22 protein-coding genes are annotated in these 22,478 nt (G+C 73.1%); 12 read left to right on the top strand and 10 right to left on the bottom strand.

Annotated features, from left to right (window positions below; all coding sequences use genetic code 11):
• The first annotated feature begins 242 nt into the window (after positions 1-242).
• Both ABT171_RS26995 and ABT171_RS26990 read left to right on the top strand, forming a co-directional pair.
• Positions 243-1,217: a fibronectin type III domain-containing protein gene (locus ABT171_RS26995; protein WP_351248120.1), complete on the top strand. Its 975-nt coding sequence runs from the start codon at positions 243-245 to the stop codon at positions 1,215-1,217.
• Between the two features lie 298 nt (positions 1,218-1,515).
• Complete coding sequence (locus tag ABT171_RS26990; protein ID WP_351248118.1) at positions 1,516-2,064, top strand: hypothetical protein; 549 nt, start codon at positions 1,516-1,518, stop codon at positions 2,062-2,064.
• An 8-nt stretch (positions 2,065-2,072) separates the two neighbouring features.
• On the opposite strand, the gene ABT171_RS26985 is transcribed toward ABT171_RS26990, so the two are convergent.
• Entirely contained in the window at positions 2,073-2,618 is a 546-nt protein-coding gene (locus ABT171_RS26985; protein WP_351248116.1) for a PadR family transcriptional regulator, read from the bottom strand.
• 31 nt (positions 2,619-2,649) lie between these two features.
• Positions 2,650-4,665 (bottom strand): FAD-dependent oxidoreductase, encoded by a 2,016-nt coding sequence (locus tag ABT171_RS26980; protein WP_351248114.1) that lies wholly within the window; start codon positions 4,663-4,665, stop codon positions 2,650-2,652.
• Between the two features lie 164 nt (positions 4,666-4,829).
• On the opposite strand from ABT171_RS26980, the gene ABT171_RS26975 reads away from it, so the two are divergent.
• Entirely contained in the window at positions 4,830-5,243 is a 414-nt protein-coding gene (locus tag ABT171_RS26975; protein ID WP_351248112.1) for a tautomerase family protein, read from the top strand.
• 12 nt (positions 5,244-5,255) lie between these two features.
• On the opposite strand, the gene ABT171_RS26970 is transcribed toward ABT171_RS26975, so the two are convergent.
• The gene (locus tag ABT171_RS26970) at positions 5,256-5,627 is read right to left on the bottom strand and encodes a hypothetical protein (RefSeq protein WP_351248110.1); all 372 of its coding nucleotides are present in this window, start codon (positions 5,625-5,627) and stop codon (positions 5,256-5,258) included.
• 104 nt (positions 5,628-5,731) lie between these two features.
• Positions 5,732-6,604: a hypothetical protein gene (locus ABT171_RS26965; protein ID WP_351248108.1), complete on the bottom strand. Its 873-nt coding sequence runs from the start codon at positions 6,602-6,604 to the stop codon at positions 5,732-5,734.
• Positions 6,605-6,930: 326 nt separating this feature from the next.
• Between ABT171_RS26965 and ABT171_RS26960 the strand changes: the two genes are divergently transcribed.
• Positions 6,931-9,009, top strand: a complete 2,079-nt coding sequence (locus ABT171_RS26960; protein WP_351248106.1) for a SpoIIE family protein phosphatase — start codon at positions 6,931-6,933, stop codon at positions 9,007-9,009.
• Positions 9,010-9,012: 3 nt separating this feature from the next.
• Here the strand turns inward: ABT171_RS26960 and ABT171_RS26955 are convergent, their stop codons facing one another.
• Both ABT171_RS26955 and ABT171_RS26950 read right to left on the bottom strand, forming a co-directional pair.
• Positions 9,013-9,864, bottom strand: a complete 852-nt coding sequence (locus ABT171_RS26955) for a putative protein N(5)-glutamine methyltransferase (protein ID WP_351248104.1) — start codon at positions 9,862-9,864, stop codon at positions 9,013-9,015.
• Between the two features lie 321 nt (positions 9,865-10,185).
• Complete coding sequence (locus ABT171_RS26950) at positions 10,186-11,280, bottom strand: ABC-2 transporter permease (RefSeq protein WP_351248102.1); 1,095 nt, start codon at positions 11,278-11,280, stop codon at positions 10,186-10,188.
• Positions 11,281-11,404: 124 nt separating this feature from the next.
• On the opposite strand from ABT171_RS26950, the gene ABT171_RS26945 reads away from it, so the two are divergent.
• Positions 11,405-11,803, top strand: coding sequence for a MarR family winged helix-turn-helix transcriptional regulator (locus ABT171_RS26945; protein ID WP_351248196.1), 399 nt, complete (start codon positions 11,405-11,407; stop codon positions 11,801-11,803).
• 22 nt (positions 11,804-11,825) lie between these two features.
• Here ABT171_RS26945 and ABT171_RS26940 read toward each other — a convergent pair whose 3' ends face one another.
• Positions 11,826-12,587: a GNAT family N-acetyltransferase gene (locus ABT171_RS26940; protein WP_351248100.1), complete on the bottom strand. Its 762-nt coding sequence runs from the start codon at positions 12,585-12,587 to the stop codon at positions 11,826-11,828.
• A gap of 230 nt (positions 12,588-12,817) precedes the next feature.
• On the opposite strand from ABT171_RS26940, the gene ABT171_RS26935 reads away from it, so the two are divergent.
• The 6 genes from ABT171_RS26935 to ABT171_RS26910 all read left to right on the top strand — a co-directional run bounded on the left by ABT171_RS26935 (position 12,818) and on the right by ABT171_RS26910 (position 18,257).
• A complete protein-coding gene (locus ABT171_RS26935; RefSeq protein WP_351248098.1) occupies positions 12,818-13,423 on the top strand; it encodes a sulfite oxidase-like oxidoreductase in 606 nt (201 codons plus the stop codon).
• Positions 13,424-13,514: 91 nt separating this feature from the next.
• On the top strand, positions 13,515-14,234 hold the full coding sequence (locus ABT171_RS26930; protein WP_351248194.1) for a ferredoxin reductase: 720 nt from the start codon (positions 13,515-13,517) through the stop codon (positions 14,232-14,234).
• Positions 14,235-14,451: 217 nt separating this feature from the next.
• Positions 14,452-15,036, top strand: a complete 585-nt coding sequence (locus tag ABT171_RS26925) for an Rv1733c family protein (RefSeq protein WP_351248096.1) — start codon at positions 14,452-14,454, stop codon at positions 15,034-15,036.
• Positions 15,037-15,138: 102 nt separating this feature from the next.
• Positions 15,139-16,107 (top strand): acetylxylan esterase, encoded by a 969-nt coding sequence (locus ABT171_RS26920; RefSeq protein WP_351248094.1) that lies wholly within the window; start codon positions 15,139-15,141, stop codon positions 16,105-16,107.
• A 109-nt stretch (positions 16,108-16,216) separates the two neighbouring features.
• The gene (locus ABT171_RS26915; RefSeq protein WP_351248092.1) at positions 16,217-17,383 is read left to right on the top strand and encodes a serine hydrolase domain-containing protein; all 1,167 of its coding nucleotides are present in this window, start codon (positions 16,217-16,219) and stop codon (positions 17,381-17,383) included.
• A gap of 130 nt (positions 17,384-17,513) precedes the next feature.
• Positions 17,514-18,257 (top strand): GntR family transcriptional regulator, encoded by a 744-nt coding sequence (locus ABT171_RS26910; RefSeq protein ID WP_351248090.1) that lies wholly within the window; start codon positions 17,514-17,516, stop codon positions 18,255-18,257.
• On the opposite strand, the gene ABT171_RS26905 is transcribed toward ABT171_RS26910, so the two are convergent.
• Both ABT171_RS26905 and ABT171_RS26900 read right to left on the bottom strand, forming a co-directional pair.
• The gene (locus ABT171_RS26905; RefSeq protein ID WP_351248088.1) at positions 18,227-18,979 is read right to left on the bottom strand and encodes a class I SAM-dependent methyltransferase; all 753 of its coding nucleotides are present in this window, start codon (positions 18,977-18,979) and stop codon (positions 18,227-18,229) included. The genes ABT171_RS26910 and ABT171_RS26905 overlap by 31 nt on opposite strands.
• Before the next feature lie 4 nt (positions 18,980-18,983).
• Positions 18,984-19,547, bottom strand: a complete 564-nt coding sequence (locus tag ABT171_RS26900) for a PadR family transcriptional regulator (RefSeq protein WP_351248086.1) — start codon at positions 19,545-19,547, stop codon at positions 18,984-18,986.
• Between the two features lie 72 nt (positions 19,548-19,619).
• Between ABT171_RS26900 and ABT171_RS26895 the strand changes: the two genes are divergently transcribed.
• Positions 19,620-20,018, top strand: coding sequence for a nuclear transport factor 2 family protein (locus ABT171_RS26895; RefSeq protein WP_351248084.1), 399 nt, complete (start codon positions 19,620-19,622; stop codon positions 20,016-20,018).
• Between the two features lie 82 nt (positions 20,019-20,100).
• Here ABT171_RS26895 and ABT171_RS26890 read toward each other — a convergent pair whose 3' ends face one another.
• Positions 20,101-22,203, bottom strand: coding sequence for a HelD family protein (locus tag ABT171_RS26890; protein WP_503076713.1), 2,103 nt, complete (start codon positions 22,201-22,203; stop codon positions 20,101-20,103).
• Between the last annotated feature and the right edge of the window lie 275 nt (positions 22,204-22,478).

Genomic DNA, 22,478 nt, shown 5'->3' with positions numbered 1-22,478 from the left:
ATCCGGGCCGTAGCCGGTCCGGATACCCCGGCCGCCCGCGCCGGCGCGGGTTCGGCGACGACAGCGTGTCCGCGCCGCAGGCGTGAACTCCCCTGTCCTCTCGGGCAGTTCAGCCGTAGGGAGGCTCAGCATACGTAACGCCCCCGGCGGTCACCACCGCGGCCCTCTTGCCACTCCGCACCCACCGCGCCATATTGGTCCGGACCTTTGCGTGATGCCGACGCCGTCCGGGAGGCAGAGCCGTGCGACGCGTTCCCTGGCCGCTCGTCCCGGTCTGCGGGGCCCTGTTGCTGGTGACGGCCTGTGGCCAGAGCCGGGCCGCCGACGGCGAGGAGGGCCGGGCGCCGGGTCCTCCGACCGGGGTCACCGCGCAGGCGGGCAGCGCCACGAGCGTGCACGTGATGTGGAACGCGGTGGCGGACGGGCCCGGCATCCGTTCCTACGAGGTATATCGCGGCACCACAGAGGTGGAGGAAGTGCCGGGTTCGCAGCACATGGTGGACGTCACCAGGCTCAGGCCGTCCACCGTGTATGCCTTCACCGTGCGGGCCCGGGACACCGCGGGCCGGCTCGGCCCGCCGAGCCGTGTGGTGCGGGCGCGCACACCGGCCAGGGCGGCGGCGGACCGTTCGGCACCCACCCGGCCGTCGGAACCCGCCGGGCGGATCGTCGGCAGCCGCGCGGTCGAGCTGTCCTGGGGCGCCTCCCGGGACGACCGGGGCGTGGTGTCGTACGACGTGTACCAGGGCGGGGCGAAGATCCATGGTGTCGGCGGGAGCCAGACCGCGACCGTGGTGACCGGACTGCGCCCCGGAACCGGTTACGTGTTCACGGTGCGGGCCCGCGACGCCGCCGGCAACCTCTCCCCCGCGAGCGCCCCGGTCCGCCTCACCACCCCGGGCACCGACGACGGCCGGAACACCGCGCCCACCGGCTTCCGCGCGACGACCCACCGGTCCCAAGGGGCGTACTACCTCGACCTGTCCTGGGACCCGCCGCGCGTGGACGGGGTGGTCACCGAGTACCAGATCCGGCTCGACGGCGCCTCGGCCACGTCACTGGTGTGGGGCGGCACGCCACCCGCCGGCCGGGCGGGCTACAGCTTCTACGTCGGCCGGAGCGCCGGCGAGGAGCACCGCGTGCGGCTGCGGGCGCGGCTGCCGGACGGAACCTGGGGCGGCTGGTCTGCGCAGCGGACGGTGATCACCGGTGGGTGACGGGGGGCAACCTCCTCACGCTCCTCACGCCGGTTCCGGCGGCACCCCAGGGGCGCGGGGAACTGCGCGACCCGCCACGAACGACGTCGCACCCGCCAACGCGCAGCCTCCGGCGCACGAGTAGGCGATCCGGCCCCGTACCGCGCTGCGCCGGACGCAGGAAACGTTCACCTGACTGGCTGCGCCCAGGTGCGGGCGCCCCCGTGGCCGCGTTGGCTGCTGTCGAGGCAGCACGGACGTTTCCCGACCCCGGCGGCGCATCGGACGTACCGCCAACCGTGCCGCCGGAGGCCAGCCCATGCACACCTCGCGACTCCTCGTCCGCTCCGGTCTGTTCCTGGCGGCCGCCGCGGCGCTCCCGACCGCCCTCGCCGCCCCGTCCGCCGCGGTCTCGGGCATCTCCGTCAGCACCACCGGGTCCACGGTTTCGGTGGTCACCAGCGCCTGCACCCAGATCAACGGCAGTTGGGGCACCGCGGCCCTGCTCGGCAGCCGGCAGGCCAACTTCGCCCAGGGCCGCCAGGTGGCGCTGTCGGGTACGACCATCAGCCAGTCCGCGGCGTGGACGGGGGTGAGCCCGGGGACGTACACCGTGGTCGTGGTCTGCTCCAGCGGCAGCACCGCGGGCACCCAGTCGGTGATCGTCTCGGCGCCCTCGGTGCCCTCGGCGCCGACGATCTCCTCGACGCGCACGCCGGCGCCGTCGCGGGGTGTGATGGGCGGCGCGGGCGGTGCCACCCGGGACTACGGCTCGCTGACGCTGGGCGTCGGCGGGGCCCTGGTCGGCGCCGGAATGATCGCCACCGGCTGGTACCTGCGCCGGCGTTCGCGGCCGTACCGGCTCTGAGCGGGGGCTCAGTCGGCGTCGGGCAGTCCGGCGAACTCCGCCAGGGCATGGGTGAGCCACTGGGTCCAGAAGGTCTCCAGGTCGATGCCGGCCCGCAGCACGAGGTGGCGGAGCCGGTCCTCGGGGGCGTCGCGGTCCGGCGGGAAGTCGCGCTCCTCGATCTCCCGGTACTCGGCCAGCTGCCGCCGGTGCAGCTCCAGATGGCGGCGCAGATCCGCCTCCAGACCGGCCGTGCCGACCACCGCCGCGGCCCGCAGCCGCAGCAGGAGCACGTCCCGCTGGGGCTTCGGGTCCTGGGTGGCGGCGGTCCAGCGGGCCAGTTCGGCGCGGCCCGCGGGCAGCACCTCGTAACTCTTCTTCTGCCCACGGGCCGGCTGCTCGGCCGGCAGTGTGCGGATGAGCCCTTCGGCCTCCAGCTTCCCCAGCTCGCGGTAGATCTGCTGGTGCGTCGCGGACCAGAAGTAGCCGATCGACTTGTCGAACCGGCGGGTCAGCTCCAGTCCCGACGACGGCTTTTCCAGCAGGGCGGTGAGGATCGCGTGCGGGAGTGACATGGGCTCATCCTAGGGACGTGCTCCGGGCGCCCTACAGCGCCGCCGCCAGCTCCGTGCCCTGCTTGATGGCCCGCTTGGCGTCCAGCTCGGCCGCGACGTCCGCGCCGCCGATCAGGTGGACGCTGCGCCCGGCGGCGGCGAGCTCGTCGTACAGGTCGCGGCGCGGCTCCTGGCCGGTGCACAGGACGACCGTGTCGACCTCCAGGACCGTGCTCTCCTCACCGACGGTGATGTGCAGGCCGGCGTCGTCGATCCGGTCGTAGCGCACGCCCGGGACCATGGTCACGCCGCGGTGCTTGAGCTCGGTGCGGTGGATCCAGCCGGTGGTCTTGCCGAGGCCGGCGCCGACCTTGGTGGTCTTGCGCTGGAGCAGATGGACCTGGCGGGGCGGCGCCGGCCGCTCGGGGGCCGCGAGGCCGCCCGGCGCCCGGTACTCCATGTCGACACCCCAGTTCCGGAAGTACGTCTCCGGGTCCTCGCTCGCCTTGTCGCCGCCGTCGGTGAGGTACTCGGCGACGTCGAAGCCGATACCGCCCGCCCCGAGGATGGCGACGCGGTCGCCGACGGGGGCGCCGCCCTGGAGCACGTCGAGGTAGCCGAGGACGCGGGGGTGGTCGACGCCGGGGATGTCCGGGGTGCGCGGGCTGACGCCGGTGGCGACGACGACCTCGTCGTAGCCGGCCACGGTCTCCGCGGTGGCCCGGGTGCCGAGCCGTACGTCGACCCCGTGGGCGTCGAGCTGGTGGCGGAAGTAGCGCAGCGTCTCGTCGAACTCCTGCTTGCCGGGGACCTTGCGGGCGACGTTGAGCTGGCCGCCGATCTCGCTCGCGGCGTCGAAGAGCGTGACCTCGTGGCCGCGTTCGGCGGCGCTCACCGCACAGGCGAGTCCGGCCGGTCCCGCGCCGACGACGGCGACCCGCTTCTTCAGCCGGGTCGGGGCGAGCACCAGCTCGGTCTCGTGGCAGGCGCGCGGGTTGACCAGGCAGGAGGTGATCTTGCCGCTGAAGGTGTGGTCGAGGCAGGCCTGGTTGCAGCCGATGCAGGTGTTGATGGCCTCCGGTGTCCCGGCGGCGGCCTTGGCCACGAAGTCGGGGTCGGCGAGCATCGGGCGCGCCATGGACACCATGTCCGCGCAGCCGCCGGCCAGCAACTCCTCGGCGACGTCGGGGGTGTTGATGCGGTTGGTGGTCACCAGGGGCACGGACACCTCGCCCATGAGCTTCTTGGTGACCCAGGTGTAGGCGCCGCGCGGCACGGAGGTGGCGATGGTCGGGATGCGGGCCTCGTGCCAGCCGATGCCCGTGTTGATGATCGTCGCCCCGGCGGTCTCGACCGCCTTGCCGAGGGCGATCACCTCGTCCAGGGAGGAGCCGCCGGGGACCAGGTCCAGCATGGAGAGGCGGTAGATGACGATGAAGTCCTCACCGACGGCCTCGCGCACCCGCCGCACGATCTCGACCGGGAAGCGCATCCGGTTCTCGTAGGAGCCGCCCCAGCGGTCGGTGCGCTGGTTGGTCCGCGCGGCGATGAACTCGTTGATGAGGTAGCCCTCGGAGCCCATGATCTCCACGCCGTCGTAGCCGGCCTGCCGGGCCAGGCGGGCGGCGCGGGCGTAGTCGTCGATGGTCCGCTCGACGTCGGCGTCGGTCATCTCGCGGGGCACGAACGGGCTGATCGGCGCCTGCAGCGGGCTCGGCGCGACCAGTTCCTGGTGGTAGGCGTACCGGCCGAAGTGCAGGATCTGCAGCGCGATCCGTCCGCCCTCGCGGTGCACGGCCTCGGTGACGGCCTTGTGCTGCTCGGCCTCCGCCTCGGTGGTGAGCTTGGCGCCGCCCTCGTACGGCCGGCCCTCGTCGTTGGGCGCGATGCCGCCGGTGACGATGAGGCCGACGCCGCCGCGTGCGCGGGCCGCGTAGAACGCCGCCATCCGCTCGAAGCCGCGCTCGGCCTCCTCCAGGCCGACGTGCATGGAGCCCATCAGCACGCGGTTGGGCAGTGTGGTGAAGCCCAGGTCGAGCGGGGTCATCAGGTGCGGGTAACGGCTCATCGGGCCCTCCGTGCGCGGTGTCGTCGCCTCTTGTTGTAGAGGACACCCGAGGTTTATGCAACTAGTTGCACAATCGCCTCGGCGTGACACCAGCCCCTCTGTACCTACTAGTATGTACACGCACGGCGCGGAGACCCGTGCCCGATCCGAAAGGACGCTCCGTCATGCCCTTCGTCCGGATAGACGCCCTCGGCACCGACCCCGCCCGGCTCGACGCGCTCGGCCAGGCCGTCCACGACGCCCTGGTGGAGACCCTCGGCGTCCCGCCCGAGGACCGGTTCCAGGTGCTGACCGGCCACGACGGCGTCACCAGCACGCTGCGCTACGACGACCACCTGGGCGTGCGCAAGGACGGCTCGGTGGTGTTCGTGGCGATCACCATGCGCTCGGGGCGGCCGCCGGAGCTCAAGCGCGCGCTGTACCGCAGGATCGCCGGGCTGGTGCACGAGCGCACCGGTACCGAGCCGCGCAACGTCCTCGTCACCGTCACCGAGAACGCGTCCGTCGACTGGTCCTTCGGCGACGGTGAGGCGCAGTACGCCCCGGCCGGCGCGGAGCCGGACGGGGCGTTGCGGTAGCGGGCAGGCGGGTCAGCGGCTCTGCAGCCGCAGATGCAGATCCCGCTCCTGGTCGCCGGAGGCCGCGCAGGTCTCCTCGACGGTGAACATCGCGTCCAGGGTGTGCCGGAACCGGTCCACGGCCCAGTAGCCGCCCTGGACGTCCGCCTGCACGGACGCGCCGAGGTGGACCGGCGCACAGCCCTGGCCGCGGGCGTCCGCGACGTCGTAGGTGCCCAGCCACACCATCGGCCGGACCTCGTGGAGCTGCTGAGGGATCTCGTCCGCGCCCCGGTCGGACGCGAAGCAGGAGCTCAGCGCGTCGAAGACGAGGCGGGCGTCCTCCTTGTCACCGCTGATCTCCACCGTGACGGTTTCCGGATGCGACCGCTCCGTGTGTGCCATTGATCGCTCCTTTCGTGGCCGCGCTGCGGTGGAACGGGGTACCCCGCCGAACCGCGTCCACCCTCAGGAAAGCACCACCGGCCGCGCGGCACACCCCAGCGGGCTCAGCCGCGGGAGAACTTGTACGTCTTGCTGTCGGTCAGGACGCAGAAGCCGGGCGACATGACGATCACGCGCAGGATGCCGGTGCGGCGGTCGTAGTCGATGCCCTCCGCCTCGAAGGAGCCCGAGCACGAGCTGCGCAGCGGGAGCTGGCGCAGGGCGGTGACGTGGCCGGTGACGTCCACGGAGCCGCTCGGCGGGGCCGACAGGTCGATCTGGAGCAGCGGCTTGGTGAGGCCGAAGAGGCTGCCGTCCGGGTCGTCTGAGGAGCACAGCAGGGTGGTGGGGGCGGAGAAGTCGCAGCCCTGGACGTCGCGGACGGCGTGGTCCAGGCGGACCGTCGAGGCCTGCGGGAGGTTCGCGGAGGGCGAGGTGGCCGGGTTGACGCCGGGGGTCGGGAAGACCAGCAGGCGGTTCATCGTGCCCCACTCGCCCGAGAGCATCCACTGGCCGTCGGGCGAGATCGCGTCCCAGGAGTTGTTCAGGGCCTCACCGGGGCTCAGCGTGTGGACGTACTCCGACCAGGTGCCGTCGGGCGCCTGCACGCGGTACATCTTCGAGTTGCCGGAGTCCTGCTGGTAGGGCTCGATGTAGTAGCCGTCGTACGAGGCGTCGGGGTCGCCGACGTGGTTCCAGCCGCGGCTGGAGACACCGAGCGGAATGGTGCCGATACCGGTGTACCGGTTGGGGCTGTTCGCCGGGACCTCGACGGAGGTGAGCCCCTGGCTCTCGTCCAGCGGACGGGCACGGTCGGAGCCGGTCTCCGTCCAGGTGTCCGCGGCTGCGGCGGAACCGGGCACGGCGAGGGACACGACGGCGAAAGTGACGAGTCCGGCGAGAACTGCGTGACAACGTAGCCGGGCGGACGCGGGCATGGCCGACTCCTCGAAGGGGGTGGGGTGCGAGGCGGGTGTGCGGAGACACTCGGACGGCGGACAGTCTGGCGTGGCGTCGTGGTCATGTACAGGCCAATGGAGCAACATGAGCGTGAACTCTCCCGGCCCGCCGCCCGGGCGTGCACGATGTCCGGGAGAGCACTCGCGCCCGGGCGTGGCGGCCTCGTCGGACGTGCACCGCCGGGGTGAGAGATGGTGGAGCCAGTCGGCGAGGGCGTCGCGGAGTCGGGTGTGAGTGCGGTGGAAGCAGGGGAGTCGGCACGGGGGACGACGTGCCGTGCCAACGGGCGAAGGCGGTGCATGGCATGAGTGCAGCCGAGGCTCCGGTGACGGAGGGCGGCGAGCCGGTGCGCGGGCCGGTGCGGCCCGGCGGTCTGCTCGACGTACTGGGCGTGGCCTCGGTGGTGCTGGACACCACCGGGAGGATCGTGCTGTGGAGCCCGCAGGCGGAGGAACTGTTCGGATACAGCGCCCGCGAGGCCCTCGGCCAGTACGCCGCCCGGCTCATGGTCCACGAACGGCATTTCGAGCTGGTCGGCAAGCTCTTCGCCGATGTGATGCGCACCGGCCAGAGCTGGGCCGGCGGCTTCCCGATCCGACGCAAGGACGGCAGCACCCGCCTGGTGGAGTTCCGCAACATGCGGCTGCTGGACGACCGCGGTGACGTGTACGCGCTCGGGCTCGCCGCCGACCAGACGACCGTGCGGCGGCTGGAGCAGGACGTGGCGCTGTCCGAGCGGATGGTGAAGCAGTCACCGATCGGTTACGCCGTTCTGGACACCCGGCTGCGGTTCGTCTCGGTCAACCCGGCCCTGGAGCAGATCAACGGGGTGCCGGCCGCCGAGCACGTGGGCCGGACGCTGCGCGAAGTGCTCCCCATGCTGGACTCCGAGCCTGTGGAGACGGACGCCCGGCGGGTGCTGGAGACCGGCGTGCCCGTGATCGACAACACGCTGGTCGGCCGTACCCCCGCCGACCCGGACCAGGACCACGCCTGGGCGCACTCGCTGTACCGGCTGGAGGACGCGATGGGCAACGTGCTCGGCGTCGCGGTCTCGGTCGTCGACATCACCGAGCAGCACCGGGCCTCGCTGGCGGCGGAGGCCGCCCGGCGCCGGCTCGCGGTCGTCGCCGACGCCTCCGCCCGGATCGGTACGACGCTGGAGCTGGACCGCACCGCCTGTGAGCTGGCCGAGGTCGCCGTGCCGGAGCTGGCCGACGTGGCCGCCGTGGATCTGCTGGACGCGGTGGTGGAGGGCCGGCGCAGCACGCTCGGGCCGTCGGAGGCTGCGGTCATCCGGGCCCTCGCGGTGCGCCCGCAGGACGGCTCGGACGCCGTACGGGCCGCCGACCCACCCGGCCGGATCGCCCGGTACGCACCCGACCGCCTGGTCACCGAGTGCGTGCGCTCGGGCGAGGCGGTGCTGGTGCCGCACGTGAAGGACGACGATCTGCCGCGCATCGCCCGCTCCGCCGAGGCGGCCGAACTGCTCGGCCGGGCGGGACTGCACTCGTATCTCGCGGTGCCGCTGATCGCGCGGGGCGAGGTGCTCGGCGCCCTGGACCTCAAACGCACCCGCAATCCGGCGCCGTTCGACGAGGACGACGTGCTCCTCGCCCGGGAGCTGGCCGCCCGCGCGGCCGTGCAGATCGACAACGCGCGCTGGTACCAGAGCGCCCGCAACACCGCCCTCACCCTGCAGCGGAGCCTGCTGCCCGGCCATCCGCCGGTCATGACCGGTCTGGAGGTGGCCTCCCGCTACCAGCCCGCCGGGGCCACCAGCGAGGTCGGCGGCGACTGGTTCGACGTCATCCCGCTGGAGGGCGGCAAGACCGCGCTCGTGGTGGGCGATGTGATGGGCAGCGGAATCAGCGCGGCCGCGACCATGGGCCGGCTGCGCACGGCCACCACCACGCTGGCCGCCCTCGGCCTCGACCCGGCGCTGCTGCTGGAGCACCTGGACAAGACGACGTCGGCCCTGGACCACTCCATCGCGACGTGTGTGTACGCCGTGCACGATCCGCATCTGCGGCAGTGCCGGATCGCCAACGCCGGCCATCTGCCGCCGGCCCGGGTCCGCCCGGGCCGGCCGCCGGAACTGCTGGAGCTGCCGACGGGGGTGCCGCTGGGTGTGGGCGGGGTCGGATTCTCCACCGTCGCCTTCGACTTCGAGCCCGGCGACGAGCTGGTGTTCTACACCGACGGGCTGGTGGAGACCCGACGCCACTCCCTGGACGAACGCCTGGACTTCCTGCTGTCCCTGCTCGACGACCCGGCCCGCCCGCTGGAGGAGACCTGCGACCTCCTCCTGCGCACCCTGCACCACCCCGACAACCACGACGACGTCGCCCTGCTGATCGCCCGGGCGCAGGAACTGCGCTGACGGTTACGGCAGTACGCCGACCACCACGTGCGCGGACAGCTCCTCCGAAACCGCCAGACGGGTGGTCAGACCCGCGCCGGTGAGGGCCCGCACGGCGGCCGGCGCCTGCCGTTCGCTGGTCTCGGTCAGCAGGCAGCCTCCCGGCGCCAGCCACTCGGGTGCCCCGGCGGCCACCCGGCGCAGTACGTCCAGGCCGTCGGCACCGCCGTCGAGGGCGACGCGCGGCTCATGGTCGCGGGCCTCCGCCGGCAGCAGACACAGTTCGGCGGTGGGGACATAGGGCACGTTGGCGGTGAGGATGCCGACGCGGCGGCGCAGCGCGGCGGGCAGGGCGCCGTAGAGGTCGCCGGCGTGGGCCCGGCCGCCGAAGGCGGCGAGGTTGCGGCGGGCACACCGTACGGCGGCGGGGTCGATGTCGGCGGCGTGCACCTCGGCACCGTCCAGGGCGGCGGCGAGGGCGGCGCCGAGCGCGCCCGAACCGCAGCACAGGTCCACGACCACCCGCGCGTACGGCGCCTGGGCCAGGGCCTGGTCGACCAGGAACTCGGTACGGCGGCGCGGGACGAACACCCCCGGTTCCACGGTGACGCGCAGCCCGCGGAACTCGGCCCAGCCGAGGACCTGTTCCAGCGGGAAACCGGCGACGCGCCGGTCCACCATCGAGGACAGTTCGTCCGCGGTGCCGGCGGCGGCGAGGATCAACTCCGCCTCGTCCTCGGCGAAGACGCACCCGGCGGCACGCAGCGCGGAGACGACGGCGGTGCGGGAACGGGAAGGTGCCGAAGACGAGGAGGACAAGGAAGACAAGGAAGACGAGGGCGAAGAGGGAGAAGAGGAAGGCGACGAGGATGACATGGAGGCGACGGGCCTTTCGGGAGCGCGAGACCTTCAGGGCGCTCCCGCGGTCACCGCTGCCGGTGCACCGCGTCGTCCTGAGGAGAGAGCACCCCGGCTGACACAGCGGTAATGGGTCCCACCTCCTCGCGATCGAGGCCGCGAACGTCCGCGACCGGGCAGCCACCCTACCCCAAACGGGGCCCGTCGCAGCGGGGCGAACGGCCGGCGGCGGTGAGGAAGTGGAGGGGCCGGTGGCGGTCGGTCGGGGTCGCCCTGAAAGACCGGCAGGGAGCCCCGCCCGTCGGCGGGCGGTGTGCTCCCTGTCGTGGCCGGCCGGGGTCAGACGCCGACCGTCTCCTCGGCCTCTTCCTCGGCGGCCTCCTCCTCGGCCCGCTCCGTCTCCCGCTCGGTGGGAGTCAGGGCCGGTGTGGCCGCCGTCTCCGTCGCGGTGCCGGGGTGGCCGGCCGCGTGCCGGGCCTTGCGGGGCCGCTCGTACAGGGCGGCGATCCCGGTCACGACCAGGCCCGCCGCCAGCCAGAACACGAGGGTCCAGACGTTGCGCGAGAGACCGTCGTCGCCGAAGTACAGCAGGCTGCGGACGCCCTCGACGAAGCCGGCGCCGTTCCAGAAGGCGTGCAGGGTGCCGAAGAAGCCGTTCTGCAGCTCGGGGCGGAACAACCCGCCGGAACTGGTGAAGTTGAGCATAACGAACAGCACCATCATGGTGAGCGTGGTCCACCGCTTCAGGAAGGTGTGCAGGCCGACGCCGATGAAGAGGATGCCGGCCGAGTACAGCCAGGCCATGCCCCACACGGCGGTGAGGTCGTGGTGCGCGAGATGGAACACCGGTCCGGCGAGCAGCGCGCCGATGCCGCTGACCACGGCGGAGACACCGAGCGCGAGCAGTGCCCGCGCCCGCATCGCCAGGCCCGCGCCCGCGGCACCGAGGGCGGCGACCGAGGCGTAGGAGCCGATGCTGAGGGCGATCAGCAGAAAGAACAGGCCCTGGCCCGTCGGGTCGTCGGCGACCGGCTGGGCCACGTCGGTGACCTTCAGCGGCACGCCCTGCTTGGCGGCGACCGGCGTGAAGACCTTCTCCACGGCCGTCGCCCCCATGTCGGAGGCGGCGCTCGCCACCAGCAGCTCGGGGGCCTTGCCGCTCGGCACATAGGCGCCGGTCACGTCGCGGGACTTCAGCAGGCCGACGGCGTCGGCGCGGGTGGCCACGGTGCGGACGTCGAGCTTGTCCCCGGCGGTGTCCTTGACCGTCTGGGCGAAGACCTTGGCCTGCGGGGCGGTGCCGACGACGGCGACGGGCAGGTGGTGCGGCTCGGGGGTGACGAAGGCCCCCATGTATGCGAGCCCCATGCCTATGCACATCAGCAGCGGGGTGATCAGGTGCGTCAGCACATGGCGCAGTGCCGGTGACCTCATCGCGGGCGACCTCCAAAGGTTGGCATATACAACTTCCTTTTCGGTTGTACTATACAACTAGAACGCCGGAGGAGGTATTCCCGTGAACGCAGCAAAGTCGGCCGTCAAGGCGATCCAGCGCGAGATGACCATCTTCGCCCGCCGGGCGCGCGCCTCGGCGGGACGTATGCACCCCGAGCTGTCACTGGTGTCGTACACCCTGCTCAGCCATCTGGAGGAGCAGTCCGGCCGCCGTGCGACCGACCTGGCCGCGCACTACGCGCTGGACAAGTCCACGGTCAGCCGCCAGGTGGCCGCGCTGGAGCGGGCCGGGCTGATCGAGCGCCGCCCGGACCCGGAGGACGCCCGGGTCCAGGTGCTGCATCTGACGCAGGCCGGCCGCGAGGTCCTGGCCCAGGTCACCCGCAGCCGCCGCGCCGCGTTCCGCGAGCGGCTCGCCGACTGGCCGGAGGAGGACCTCGTGCGCTTCGCGGCCTACCTGGAGCGGTACAACGCGGGGCCGGGCGAGACCGGGTCCGCCTGACCCCTCTGCTGTCCGCGCCGGCTCACGCCACCGGTACGGCGGCGTGCGCGTCCGCCGGCCGCCGCGGGGCGCGGGCCGCGAGGAACGCCGTACGACGTCGCAGCCGGAAGCCGAGGGACTCGTACAGCCGGATCGCGCCCGTGTTCTCGGCGCTCGTGTGCAGGAAGGGCGTCTCGCCACGCTCCCGTATGCCGTGCGCGACCGCGAGGATCAGCCGGGTGGCGAGGCCCTCACCCCGGAAGGCGGGGTCGGTGCAGACCGCGCTGATCTCGGTCCAGCCCGGCGGGTGCAGGCGCTCCCCCGCCATGGCGATCAGCGCGCCGCCGCGGCGGATGCCGAGGTAGGTGCCGAGTTCGACGGTGCGCGGCAGGAACGGTCCGGGCCGGGTACGGGCCACGAGGTCGAGCATCTCCGGCACGTCCGCGGCGCCCAGGCGGACCGCCTCCGCGTCCGGCGCGGCGGCCAGGCCGTCGTCCACGAACTGCACGCCGTCCACGCGGAAGGTGATCTCCCAGCCGTCCGGCAGCGCGCCCTGGTAGCCGGGCAGCGGGATCTCCCCGCCGGGGCCCGCCAGCGCGGCCAGGTCCGCCCAGTCCCGTGCGTCCGGCTCGGCGGGCAGCGCCAGCCACGGGGAGACGTCGTCCGGGTAGCGCAGCACCCGGCCGCGCCGCTCGGCGAAGTGGGCGTGCGGGCCGGTCAACGAGGCGTGGGCCGGGTTGTCCAGGACGTGCGGGACGCCGGCGGCGCTCCGGTCGCCGACGTCCGCACCGGCGGTGACGCTCACGCGGCCACCTCGCTCACGATCTCCGGTCCGCCGTGCCGCCTGTGCACATACGCCTTGGGCATGCTCTCCCTCGCTTCTCTCGCGCTGTCACCGGTGTACCGGTGCCGGCATCGAGCGCAAAGGAGAAGCGTCGCGGAGCTATTCCCTGTCCCCGAAGAGTTCATACGGGCGCAATGGTCCGGGGCGTGACCAGGGACGGAGCACCCGGAACGACAGCGTACGGTTGAAGGATGAACGTCACGCGAGGCTTCACGGGCCGCCCGCGCGTCCACAACCCGGGGCTGCCGCCCGGGCAGTACGACGCGGGTGCGGACTGGCCCGTCCTGTCCGCCGAGGTCACCCCCGACCTCGCGCCGGCCGACTGGTCCTTCCGCATCGACGGACTGGTCGAGGCGCCGTACACCTGGGACTGGGAGGCCGCGCACGCGCTGCCGGCCTCGGCGTACGACGGCGACATCCACTGTGTGACCGGCTGGTCGAAGTTCGGCGTGCGGTTCGGCGGTGTCTCCCTGGACGCGTTCTTCGATGTGGTGCGGCCCCATGTGTCCGCCACCCATGTACTCGCCCGCTCTCACACGGGGTACACCACCGGCCTGCCGCTCGCCGACGTCACCGGCGGGCGGGCCTGGATCGTCTGGGAGTACGGCGGCGAGCCGCTGCCGTCCGAACACGGCGGGCCGGCGCGGCTGCTGGTCCCCCACCTCTACTTCTGGAAGAGCGCCAAGTGGATCGCGGGCCTCACGCTCCTCGACCACGACGAGCCCGGCTTCTGGGAGCGCAACGGCTACCACGCGCGCGGCAACCCCTGGGAGGAGCAGCGGTACTCCGGTGACTGAGACGCAGACGACGGACCCGGGCAACCCGGCGACCGCCCCCGCCGGGACCTCCCCGGCTCCCGGCCCGGGCGCTGCCGCGCGGGAGTTCGCGGTGCCCGGGCGCATCGCGGTGAGCGAGCAGGCGGCGGCGGTGTGGCGGACGGCCACGCTGGTGGAGATCCGGCGCGAGACGCCGCACGCGGCCACCTTCCGGCTGGCGGTGCCGGGCTGGGCGGGGCATCTGCCCGGCCAGCATCTGATGCTGCGGCTGACCGCGCCGGACGGCTATGTGGCGCAGCGCCACTACTCGATCGCCTCGGCGCCGGACCACTCCGGGCACATCGAGCTCACCCTGGACCATGTGCCGGACGGCGAGGTCTCCGGCTGGTTCCACACCATCGCCCGCCCCGGGGACACGGTCGAGGTGCGCGGGCCGCTGAGCGGGTTCTTCGCCTGGCCGGGCGACCGGCCCGCGCTGTTGGTCGGCGCCGGCTCCGGGATCGTCCCGCTGATGTCGATGGCGCGGCACCACCGGCGGCGCGGCCTCACCGTGCCGCTGCGCATGCTGGTGTCCGCGCGCAGCCCCGAGGAGCTGATCTACGCCTCCGAGCTGGGCGAGGAGTCGACGCCCGTGTTCACCCGCAGGGCTCCGAACGGTGCGCCCGTGGGACGCATGGCGGCCGCACATGTGGCCCCGCTCCTGGCCGAGCAGCCTCCTGGTGGATGGGAGGCCTATGTGTGCGGGTCCAACGGGTTCGCCGAACACGCGTCCCGGCTGCTGGTCGCGGCGGGCCAGCCGGTGGACCGGATCCGCATCGAGCGCTTCGGCTGATCCCGGGGCGCGCCCGGCTCCCGGTCGCGCGATCGTGGGGCGCAGGGCGCGTTCCGCGCTTCGGACGGACGTGAACTCACGGTTCGCGGCGTGAGCGAGGGTGCTCCGTACGGGGTACGAGACGGGTGTGGACGCTCGTGTGCGTGAGCGGCGGGGGTGACGGGCGCCGGGAAGCGGCCTGTCGGCTCTCCGGCGCAGGCGGTGCGAGGAGGTGGACATGCGTACCCGGGTGCGTGGCTGGCGCTGGCGGCGCAATCCGCTGCGGCGCCGATCGGATCTCGTCGAGGCGTGGACGGTGCTGGTCGTCGCCGTCCTGCTGTTCGTCGTCGCGCCCCTGGCGGGCGTGGCCGCGGGCCTGCGCGCGCATGATGAGGCCCGAGCCCTCGCGGCTGCCCAGCGGGCCGAGCGCCACCGGGTGCGCGCCCTGGTGATCGGCTCCCCGCCCGAGCGGGTGTCCGCCGGGCAGGGCGACCGTGAACACCCGTACCGCGCCCAGGTCCGCTGGACCGAGCCCGGCAGGGGGACCCGGACGGCGGTGGCCCGGGTGTCGGCGGGGACCCGGACCGGTGACACGGTCTCCGTGTGGTTCGACGCCAGGGGCCGCAATGTCGCACCGCCGGCCGGCGACGCGGCGGTCTGGCAGCACGCGGTGACGGTCGGCGTGTGCGCGGCGGGCGGTGCGGCGGCCGTCGTCCTCCTCGGACACGCCGTCGAGCGCCGGATCGCGCTGCGCCACCGGCTTGCGGAGTGGGAACGGGAGTGGGCGCGCACGGGACCGAGGTGGACCCAGCCGCGGACGTGACGGCGATCCGCCCGCCGAGCGGGAGCAAACGCTTACTGGTCAGCCTCCGACCGCCCACGTACGGTGAGTTGACGTCGGTTCCCTTCACCAAGGCGGTTGCTGATGGCCCTGTTCGACCTTCCCCTCGACGAACTGCGCACGCATCGCAGCGAGTCCACCGAGCCGGAGGACTTCGACGCCTTCTGGGAGAAGACGCTGGAGGAGGCACGCGAGCACGAGCTGGACGTCCGCTTCGAGCCGGTGGACGCCGGGTTGTCGACGGTCCAGGTGTACGACGTGACGTTCGCCGGGTTCGGCGGGCATCCGGTCAAGGGCTGGCTGCGGTTGCCGGCCGGTGCCAGTGAACCCCTGCCGCTGGTCGTGGAGTTCATCGGCTACGGCGGCGGGCGCGGGCTGCCGCACGAGAACCTGTTGTGGGCGTCGACGGGCCGGGCGCACTTCGTGATGGACACCCGCGGCCAGGGCAGCGCCTGGGGCGGCGGGGGCGGCACGGCGGATCCGGTCGGTGCGGCGCCGGCGTATCCCGGGTTCATGACGCGGGGCATCGACGCGCCCGAGAACTACTACTACCGCCGGGTGTACACGGACGCCGTGCGCGCCGTCGAGGCGGCCCGCTCGCACCCGCTGACCGACGCGGCGCGCACGGTGGTGCTCGGGGCGAGCCAGGGCGGCGGCATCTCCCTGGCCGTCGGCGGCCTGGTCCCCGACCTGGTCGCGGTGGCGCCGGACGTACCGTTCCTGTGCGACTTCCCGCGCGCGACGGTACTGACGAACCGTCATCCATACCGGGAGATCGGGCTGTTCCTCAGGACGCACCGCGGCCGCTCCGCGGAGGTGCAGCGCACGCTGTCCTACTTCGACGCGGTGCACTTCGCGGCCCGGGGCCGGGCGCCGGCGCTGTTCTCGGCGGCGCTGGAGGACGAGACCTGCCCGCCGTCGACGGTGTTCGCGGCGTTCAACGCCTGGGCACACGCGGACAAGGCCATCGAGGTCTACGACTTCAACGACCATGAGGGCGGCGGCCCCTTCCACGTGGCCGAGCAGGTGCGCTGGCTGAGGTCCTACGCCTGACGGCGCCCGGGACAGCGGGGGCACTTCCCTCCAGTCCGACCAGTCGGTACGTTCGGAGCGCCGGGGTCGCGGGGCCGCGGCCCGGGTTCCCGGCGACGAGGGAGGCTCCATGTCCGCGCCCGAGGCTCACCTCCACGGCCACTGCGACGCGCGTTTCGCGGCGGTGCGGGAGGCGTTCGAGGAGAACTTCCGGGAGCGGGGTGAGCTGGGCGCCGCCGTGGCGGTGACCGTGGACGGCGCCACGGTGGTGGATCTGTGGGGCGGCTGGGCGGACACGGCCGGCACCCGCCCGTGGGAGCGGGACACACTGGTCAACGTGTGGTCGACCACGAAGGGCCCGGTCGCGCTGTGCGCGCATCTGCTCGCCGACCGGGGGCTGCTCGACCTCGATGCGCCCGTGGCCGCGTACTGGCCGGAGTTCGCGGCGGCGGGCAAGGACAAGGTGCTCGTACGACATCTGCTGTCGCACCGCGCGGGACTGCCGGGGCTGCGGGAGCCGCATTCCCTGGCGGACCTGTACGACTGGGGGCTGACGACCGCCCGGCTGGCGGCGACCGAGCCGTGGTGGGAGCCGGGCACCCGGTCCGGATACCACGCGCTGACGTACGGCTTCCTGGTCGGCGAGGTGGTCCGGCGGGTCTCCGGGGTGCGGCCGGGGGCCTTCCTGGAGCGGGAGGTGACCGGGCCGCTCGGAATCGACTTCACGGTCGGGCTGCCCGCGAAGGAGGCGGGACGGGTGGCCGAGCTGGTCCACTCGCCGGCCGCGGCCGACAGTGAACGGGTGGCGGCCTTCAGCCGGTTGCCGCCCCTCGCGCTCGCGGCCCTGACGAATCCCGCGGTCGGCGCGGCACAGGCGAACACGCCCGAGTGGCGGGCGGCGGAGATCCCCGCGGCGAACGGGCACGGCACGGCACGCGCGGTCGCGGCCCTGTACGGCGTCCTCGCCGGGCGCGGCTCCCGCGGCGGGCGGCGCCTGCTGTCGCCGGAGGCCGCGGAGCGGGTGCGGGAGGGGCAGGGAGCCTGCCGCGATCTGGTCGTGGGCGCGGGTTTCGCGGGCGAGACCGAGGTCGGGCTCGGTCTGTGGCTGAGCGGCCCCCAGGGCTCGTACGGCCCGAACCCGCGGGCATTCGGTCATGACGGGTTCGGCGGTTCGTGCGGGCTCGCCGATCCGGAGGCGGGCGTGTCGCTGGGGTATGTGATGAACCGGATGGGGCCGCACATCGCCAACGACCCGCGGAAGACGGCGTTGGTCGACGCTCTGTACAGCGCCCTGTGACCACGGCGTCGCGCGGGTGGGTTTCGGCCGAACCGGCGGACCGCCCTTCCCTCGTGGTTTAGACCAATGCTAATTGTGGTCGCGCAACGAGCCCGCACGACTACGTCTTGTCACCACAGGAGGGCGCGGCATGGCCCGCACCACCCCGCACGAATCCGCCCGGAACGACGACCGGCCCCTGTACGGGCGCATCGCGGCGCTGCTGCTCGACGAACTGCGCGACGGCACCATCCCGCCGGGCGAACGGCTCCCGGGCGAACGGCACTTGGCCGAGCGCTTCCAGGTCAGCCGGGAGACCGTCCGGCAGGCCCTGGAGGTGCTGCGGCGCGGCGGCCTGGTCGCCACCGACCGGCGGGGCAGCCATGCCGCGCTGCCCACCCGGCCGCTTCAGGCACAGGGCACGCCGGCCTTCCCGCTGGGATCCCGCCCGGCGGACCCGGGCGCGGTCGACCGGGCCACGGTGACGTGGGAGACTCCGCCGCCGGAGCACGCGCGGGCGCTGGGCCTGGCCCCGCACCGACCGACGCTGGTACACCGCTACCGCTCGGCCACGCCGGACGGCCGGTCGCTGCGGACGGCGGTGACGTCGTTCTCGGCGGTGGCGCTCGCGGAGGTCGCGGAGCTGGCCCGCTACCGGGACCGGGCCGACGGCGCAACCCCCGCGCATCTGCGGCGAGCCTACGACTGGATGCGCAAGGCAGGCCTGTCCCTGCACCACCGCGATGCCATCACCCAGGCGGACGGTGCCTCCTCGGTGCGGGTGACCCGGCACGTGCACGACCAGTACGCCCGGCCGCTGGAGATCACCGATCTGGTGGTGAACGCCGAACGGGACACCCTCGTCTACGAGTTCACGCTGCCCGCGGCGGGGTGAGCTCGCCGGGCCTCGACCAGCCGGGCCCGTGGGCTGCCGTCGCCGCGCCGCCCGAACTCGGGCAGGGCGTGCAGCTCGACGGTGAACCCGGCCCGCGCCAGCTCCCCGAGCACGTCGCCGAGCCGGAAGGCCCGGTAGTACATGACGAACGGCGGTCGCCACAGCGCGTTGCGCACCCGCATCACCGCGTCGAAGCCGAGCAGCACCCAGAAGCCGGGCCGCGTGGGCCGGGGCGGGGCGAGCACCGGGAAGGCGAACCGGCCGCCGGGCCGCAGCACCGAGTGGACCTGCGCGAACAGCCCGGGCAGCTCGCGTGGCAGGAAGTGACCGAACGCCCCGAAGGAGACCACGAGATCGAAGGCGGCGCGGAACGGCAGGGCACGGGCGTCGCCGCGTACCCAGGCGACCTCGGGCCCGCCGGCGGGCCGCACCCGGCGCCCGGCGACGTCGAGCATGCCCGCGCTGAAGTCCATCCCGGTGACGCTGCGACGGCACACACCGGTCAGGACCTCCACGCCGGCACCTGTGCCGCAGCACAGGTCGAGCCCGTCCTCGAACGGCCCGAGCGGGGCCAGCGCCTTCGCCACGGACTCCAGGACCCGGTCGGGGGTCCGGAAGGGCGTGTGGTCGAACTTCGGGGCGAGGAGGTCGTAGCCGTGCTCGACGGACGACAGGGCCTGTACGGCCAGTTCACGCAGACTGGGGCCTTCGGGACCGAACATCTCCTCAGCCTAGGGCCACCCGCTCGGCCAGGACCGCGAGGGCCCGCTCGCACCAGCGCAGGTTCTCCTCCTCGAAGGCGATCCCGGCCATGAGGGTGAGATAGGGGCCGACGCGATCGGACTCGCGGAGGTACTCGTCCTCCGAGCGACCGCCGAGGAGGCGGGCCTGCACCCGCCGGTAGCGGTCGAGCTTGCCGCGCGCCCAGCCCCTGCGCTCCTCGATCAGCGCGCGGGTGACCTCGGGGTCGCCGCCGTCCATCGCCTGCACCTTGATGAGGAGTTCGTCACGGATGGCGGTGGGCCGCTTCGGCGGCTCGGCGGCGAAGGCGCCCAGCTCCGCCCGGCCCGCCTCGGTGAGCGTGAACATCCGCTTGTTCGGCCGCCGTTCCTGCTGCACCGTCCGGGCCTGGACCAGCCCGTCCTGGGCCAGGCGCTCCAGCTCCCGGTAGAGCTGCTGCGGGGTGGCGGGCCAGAAGTTCGCGAGCGAGACGTCGAACGCCTTCGACAGCTCATAGCCCGAGGCCTCGCCCTCCAGCAGGGCTGCCAGGACGGCGTACTTGAGGGACATGTGGACAGGCTAGCAGCCGTTGATTAATCTCATCCGCACCTATTCAATAAATTGATTATGCGAGGTGGTCCGATGCGCGCTTTCCGCGAGGCGGTGGAGGCGGGGGACATGGACGCCGTCGAGGCGCTGCTGGCCGAGGACGTCGTCTTCACCAGCCCGGTCGTCTTCAAGCCGTACCCGGGCAAGGCGATCACCGCGGCGATCCTGCGCGCGGTCTCCCAGGTGTTCCAGGACTTCCGGTACGTCCGCGAGATCGGCGACCCGGCCGGCTCGGACCACGGGCTGGTCTTCACGGCCCGGGTCGGCGACCGGGAGCTGACGGGCTGCGACTTCCTGCACGTGAACGAGGAAGGCCTGATCGACGACTTCATGGTCATGGTCCGCCCGCTCTCCGGCGCCCATGCCCTCGCCGAGGCCATGGGCGCGCGGTTCGACCAGATCGCCAAGGAGGCGGAGGCCCGGTCGGCATAGGTCCGGCGCGGCGAAGCACGGGGATGTCGTGCCCGCCCTGTCAGCCCGTCGAGGTACCGGCTCCGAGCGTCCCTCACAGGCGTCATGAGGTGTGCTGCGGCGCCGTGTGTACGGCGATCGTGCACAGTCTCTTGGTCGCACGCGTGAGGGCGACATACAGGTCGCGCTCGCCGCCGGGGCGGGCTGCGGCGATCTCCTCCGGGGCGACGACGACGATCGCGTCGAACTCCAGGCCGCGGGCTTCGGAAGCGGGCACGAGGCGGGCCCACCGCGCTACATCCGCGGACGCCAACTCCTCGACCCGGTCGTCCGCGCAGATCACGGCGAGCAGGTCGTCCGGGTGCGATGCCGCCTGCGCCCGAAGTTCTGCGGCCACGGTGGTGGCGACGGAGCGGGGGCAGGCGGTGAGGTGGCGGGGAGGATCGCCGTGGCGGATCGACCGGCTCGGCGTCCGACCGGGGGCGATCCGCGCCAGCAGGCCCTGGGTGATCGCAAGGATCTCCTGGGTCGTGCGGTAGCTGACGGTCAACGTGTGCAGGGAGAACCGGTTGCCGATGTGCGGACCCAGCGCCTGGGACCAGTCGCTCGCCGCCGTCGCAGGGCCCGCCTGGGCGAAGTCACCCACCAGCGTCATCGACCTGGCCGGACACCGGCGCATCACCATCCGCCACTGCATCGCGGTCAGTTCCTGGGCCTCATCGACCACGACGTGCCCGAACGACCGCTCCGGCAGCCCGTCCACCAGGGCCGCCGCCTCATCCAGCAGCGGTACGTCGGCATCCGTCCACGGGGCATCAGGCGACCGCACCAGCCGGGACCGTTCGTCGCCGGCGAGCGAGGGCAGGTGCCTCGCCAACGTGCGAGCGTCCGCCAGCAGGGCCCGTACGACCACTTCGGGCGTCAGCCGCGGCCAGAGGGACTCCACCGCACGGTCGACGTGGGCGTCGCCCGAGAGGTCCGCACGGACGGCGTCCGCGTCGAACACCTCAGCCGGATCCGCGGACGGCGCGTCGACGAAGCCGAGAGCCCGCAGATCGGCCTCGGCCGCGGCATCGAGATCCATGCCCGTGCTCTCGGCGATCTCGGCGTCGATACGTTCGAGGTCCTCGACGGCGCCGCGTTCCAGGGCATCCGTGACCGCGCCGATCAGGTGTTCCTTGAACACCTCCCGCGCGCGGTTGTGCGCCAGACCGCTCGCCACCGCGGCCTCCCGCGCCGCCGCGACATCCACGCTCTCCAGCCGGACCGACTGCCGCCCCACCCCGACCACGAAGCCGCCGGCAGGTGCCTGCAGGGAGTGCACCAGGTCCGCGAGCGCCTCGGCCAGCGCGGAACTCCCCTTGAGGCGCGCGACGTCGAACGACTCCACAGCAGCGGGCTCCACCCCGGCCAGCTCCGCGCACGTCGCCAGGAGCACGTCGTTCTCCCCCAGCGAGGGGAGCACCTGGGAAACGTAGTCGAGGAACCGCGCGTTCGGCCCGAGCACCAGCACACCGCGCGCGGCCGCTCCCGGGAACGCGTACAGCACGTACGCCGCCCGGTGCAGCGCGACCACGGTCTTGCCCGTACCGGGGCCGCCCTGCACCACCGTCACCCCCCGATGCGGGGACCGGACGATCGCGTCCTGCTCCGCCTGAAGCGTCGCCACCGCCGCACGCATCCGCCCCGTGCGCCGCGCCTCCAGCGCTTCCGTCAGCGGACCGTCGCCGACGACGTCGCCGACCGCGGCCGGCGATCCGTCCAGCAGTTCGTCGCTCACCGCACGTACCGCACGGCCCTCGACCCGCAGATGACGCCGGCGCCGCAGCCCCATGGGGTGCACGGTCGTCGCCTCGTAGAAAGGCCGCGCCGCGTCCGCTCGCCAGTCGACCAGCAGGGGCAGGTCCCGGTCACCCACGTGCAGGCCGAGCCGTCCGATGTGCAGGACGGTTCCGTCCGCGCCATCGACCCGGCCGAACGCCAGCCCCTCCTCGGCCCCCTCCAGCCCGCGAATCCGACGTGCCAGACGCTCCGCGGCGACATCGCGCGCGTACACCTCGCCCGCACTGTCGGCCGACGACCTCAGCACATCCGCCAGTTGAGCCCGTGCCTCCGCCAATCGCTCGTCGAGCAGCCGGTACATGGCGGCCACGTGGGTCTGCTCCACCTCGACCTGTCCTGCGGCATCCTTATGGAACTGCGGCAACGGCGGCCCTCCCTTCGACTCGGCCCTCCACTATGCAGCCGACTTTCCAGGAAAGTAAGGCTTGACTTACTTGTCCGAGTCAGCCGCCGCGGCTGGTCCGCCGTCACGGTTCAGCCGGTGAAGTCCCTTGACGTCCGGGGTGGTTGGGGTCCGGGGACATCCGGGCGGGGTATCCGCAGCCACGGGGAACTGCGCGAGGGAACAGACGCGGGCGCCGTCATGTTGACCCGAGCGGACGCACGGGTATAGTGCGATCAGCGCATGTGCGTGTCCCG

Origin of the sequence: Streptomyces sp. NPDC001851, from assembly GCF_040297165.1 — a bacterium.
GTDB lineage: Bacteria > Actinomycetota > Actinomycetes > Streptomycetales > Streptomycetaceae > Streptomyces.
This window is presented reverse-complemented; position numbering and strand designations above follow the sequence as displayed.

Bases quoted from the DNA above. Each gene is read 5' to 3' on its own strand.
- ABT171_RS26990 (WP_351248118.1), top strand. From the start codon at position 1,516: ATGCACACCTCGCGACTCCTCGTCCGCTCCGGTCTGTTCCTGGCGGCC.
- ABT171_RS26985 (WP_351248116.1), bottom strand. From the start codon at position 2,618: ATGTCACTCCCGCACGCGATCCTCACCGCCCTGCTGGAAAAGCCGTCG.
- ABT171_RS26980 (WP_351248114.1), bottom strand. From the start codon at position 4,665: ATGAGCCGTTACCCGCACCTGATGACCCCGCTCGACCTGGGCTTCACC.
- ABT171_RS26975 (WP_351248112.1), top strand. From the start codon at position 4,830: ATGCCCTTCGTCCGGATAGACGCCCTCGGCACCGACCCCGCCCGGCTC.
- ABT171_RS26970 (WP_351248110.1), bottom strand. From the start codon at position 5,627: ATGGCACACACGGAGCGGTCGCATCCGGAAACCGTCACGGTGGAGATC.
- ABT171_RS26965 (WP_351248108.1), bottom strand. From the start codon at position 6,604: ATGCCCGCGTCCGCCCGGCTACGTTGTCACGCAGTTCTCGCCGGACTC.
- ABT171_RS26960 (WP_351248106.1), top strand. From the start codon at position 6,931: ATGAGTGCAGCCGAGGCTCCGGTGACGGAGGGCGGCGAGCCGGTGCGC.
- ABT171_RS26955 (WP_351248104.1), bottom strand. From the start codon at position 9,864: ATGTCATCCTCGTCGCCTTCCTCTTCTCCCTCTTCGCCCTCGTCTTCC.
- ABT171_RS26950 (WP_351248102.1), bottom strand. From the start codon at position 11,280: ATGAGGTCACCGGCACTGCGCCATGTGCTGACGCACCTGATCACCCCG.
- ABT171_RS26945 (WP_351248196.1), top strand. From the start codon at position 11,405: ATGACCATCTTCGCCCGCCGGGCGCGCGCCTCGGCGGGACGTATGCAC.
- ABT171_RS26935 (WP_351248098.1), top strand. From the start codon at position 12,818: ATGAACGTCACGCGAGGCTTCACGGGCCGCCCGCGCGTCCACAACCCG.
- ABT171_RS26925 (WP_351248096.1), top strand. From the start codon at position 14,452: ATGCGTACCCGGGTGCGTGGCTGGCGCTGGCGGCGCAATCCGCTGCGG.
- ABT171_RS26920 (WP_351248094.1), top strand. From the start codon at position 15,139: ATGGCCCTGTTCGACCTTCCCCTCGACGAACTGCGCACGCATCGCAGC.
- ABT171_RS26915 (WP_351248092.1), top strand. From the start codon at position 16,217: ATGTCCGCGCCCGAGGCTCACCTCCACGGCCACTGCGACGCGCGTTTC.
- ABT171_RS26910 (WP_351248090.1), top strand. From the start codon at position 17,514: ATGGCCCGCACCACCCCGCACGAATCCGCCCGGAACGACGACCGGCCC.
- ABT171_RS26905 (WP_351248088.1), bottom strand. From the start codon at position 18,979: ATGTTCGGTCCCGAAGGCCCCAGTCTGCGTGAACTGGCCGTACAGGCC.
- ABT171_RS26900 (WP_351248086.1), bottom strand. From the start codon at position 19,547: ATGTCCCTCAAGTACGCCGTCCTGGCAGCCCTGCTGGAGGGCGAGGCC.
- ABT171_RS26895 (WP_351248084.1), top strand. From the start codon at position 19,620: ATGCGCGCTTTCCGCGAGGCGGTGGAGGCGGGGGACATGGACGCCGTC.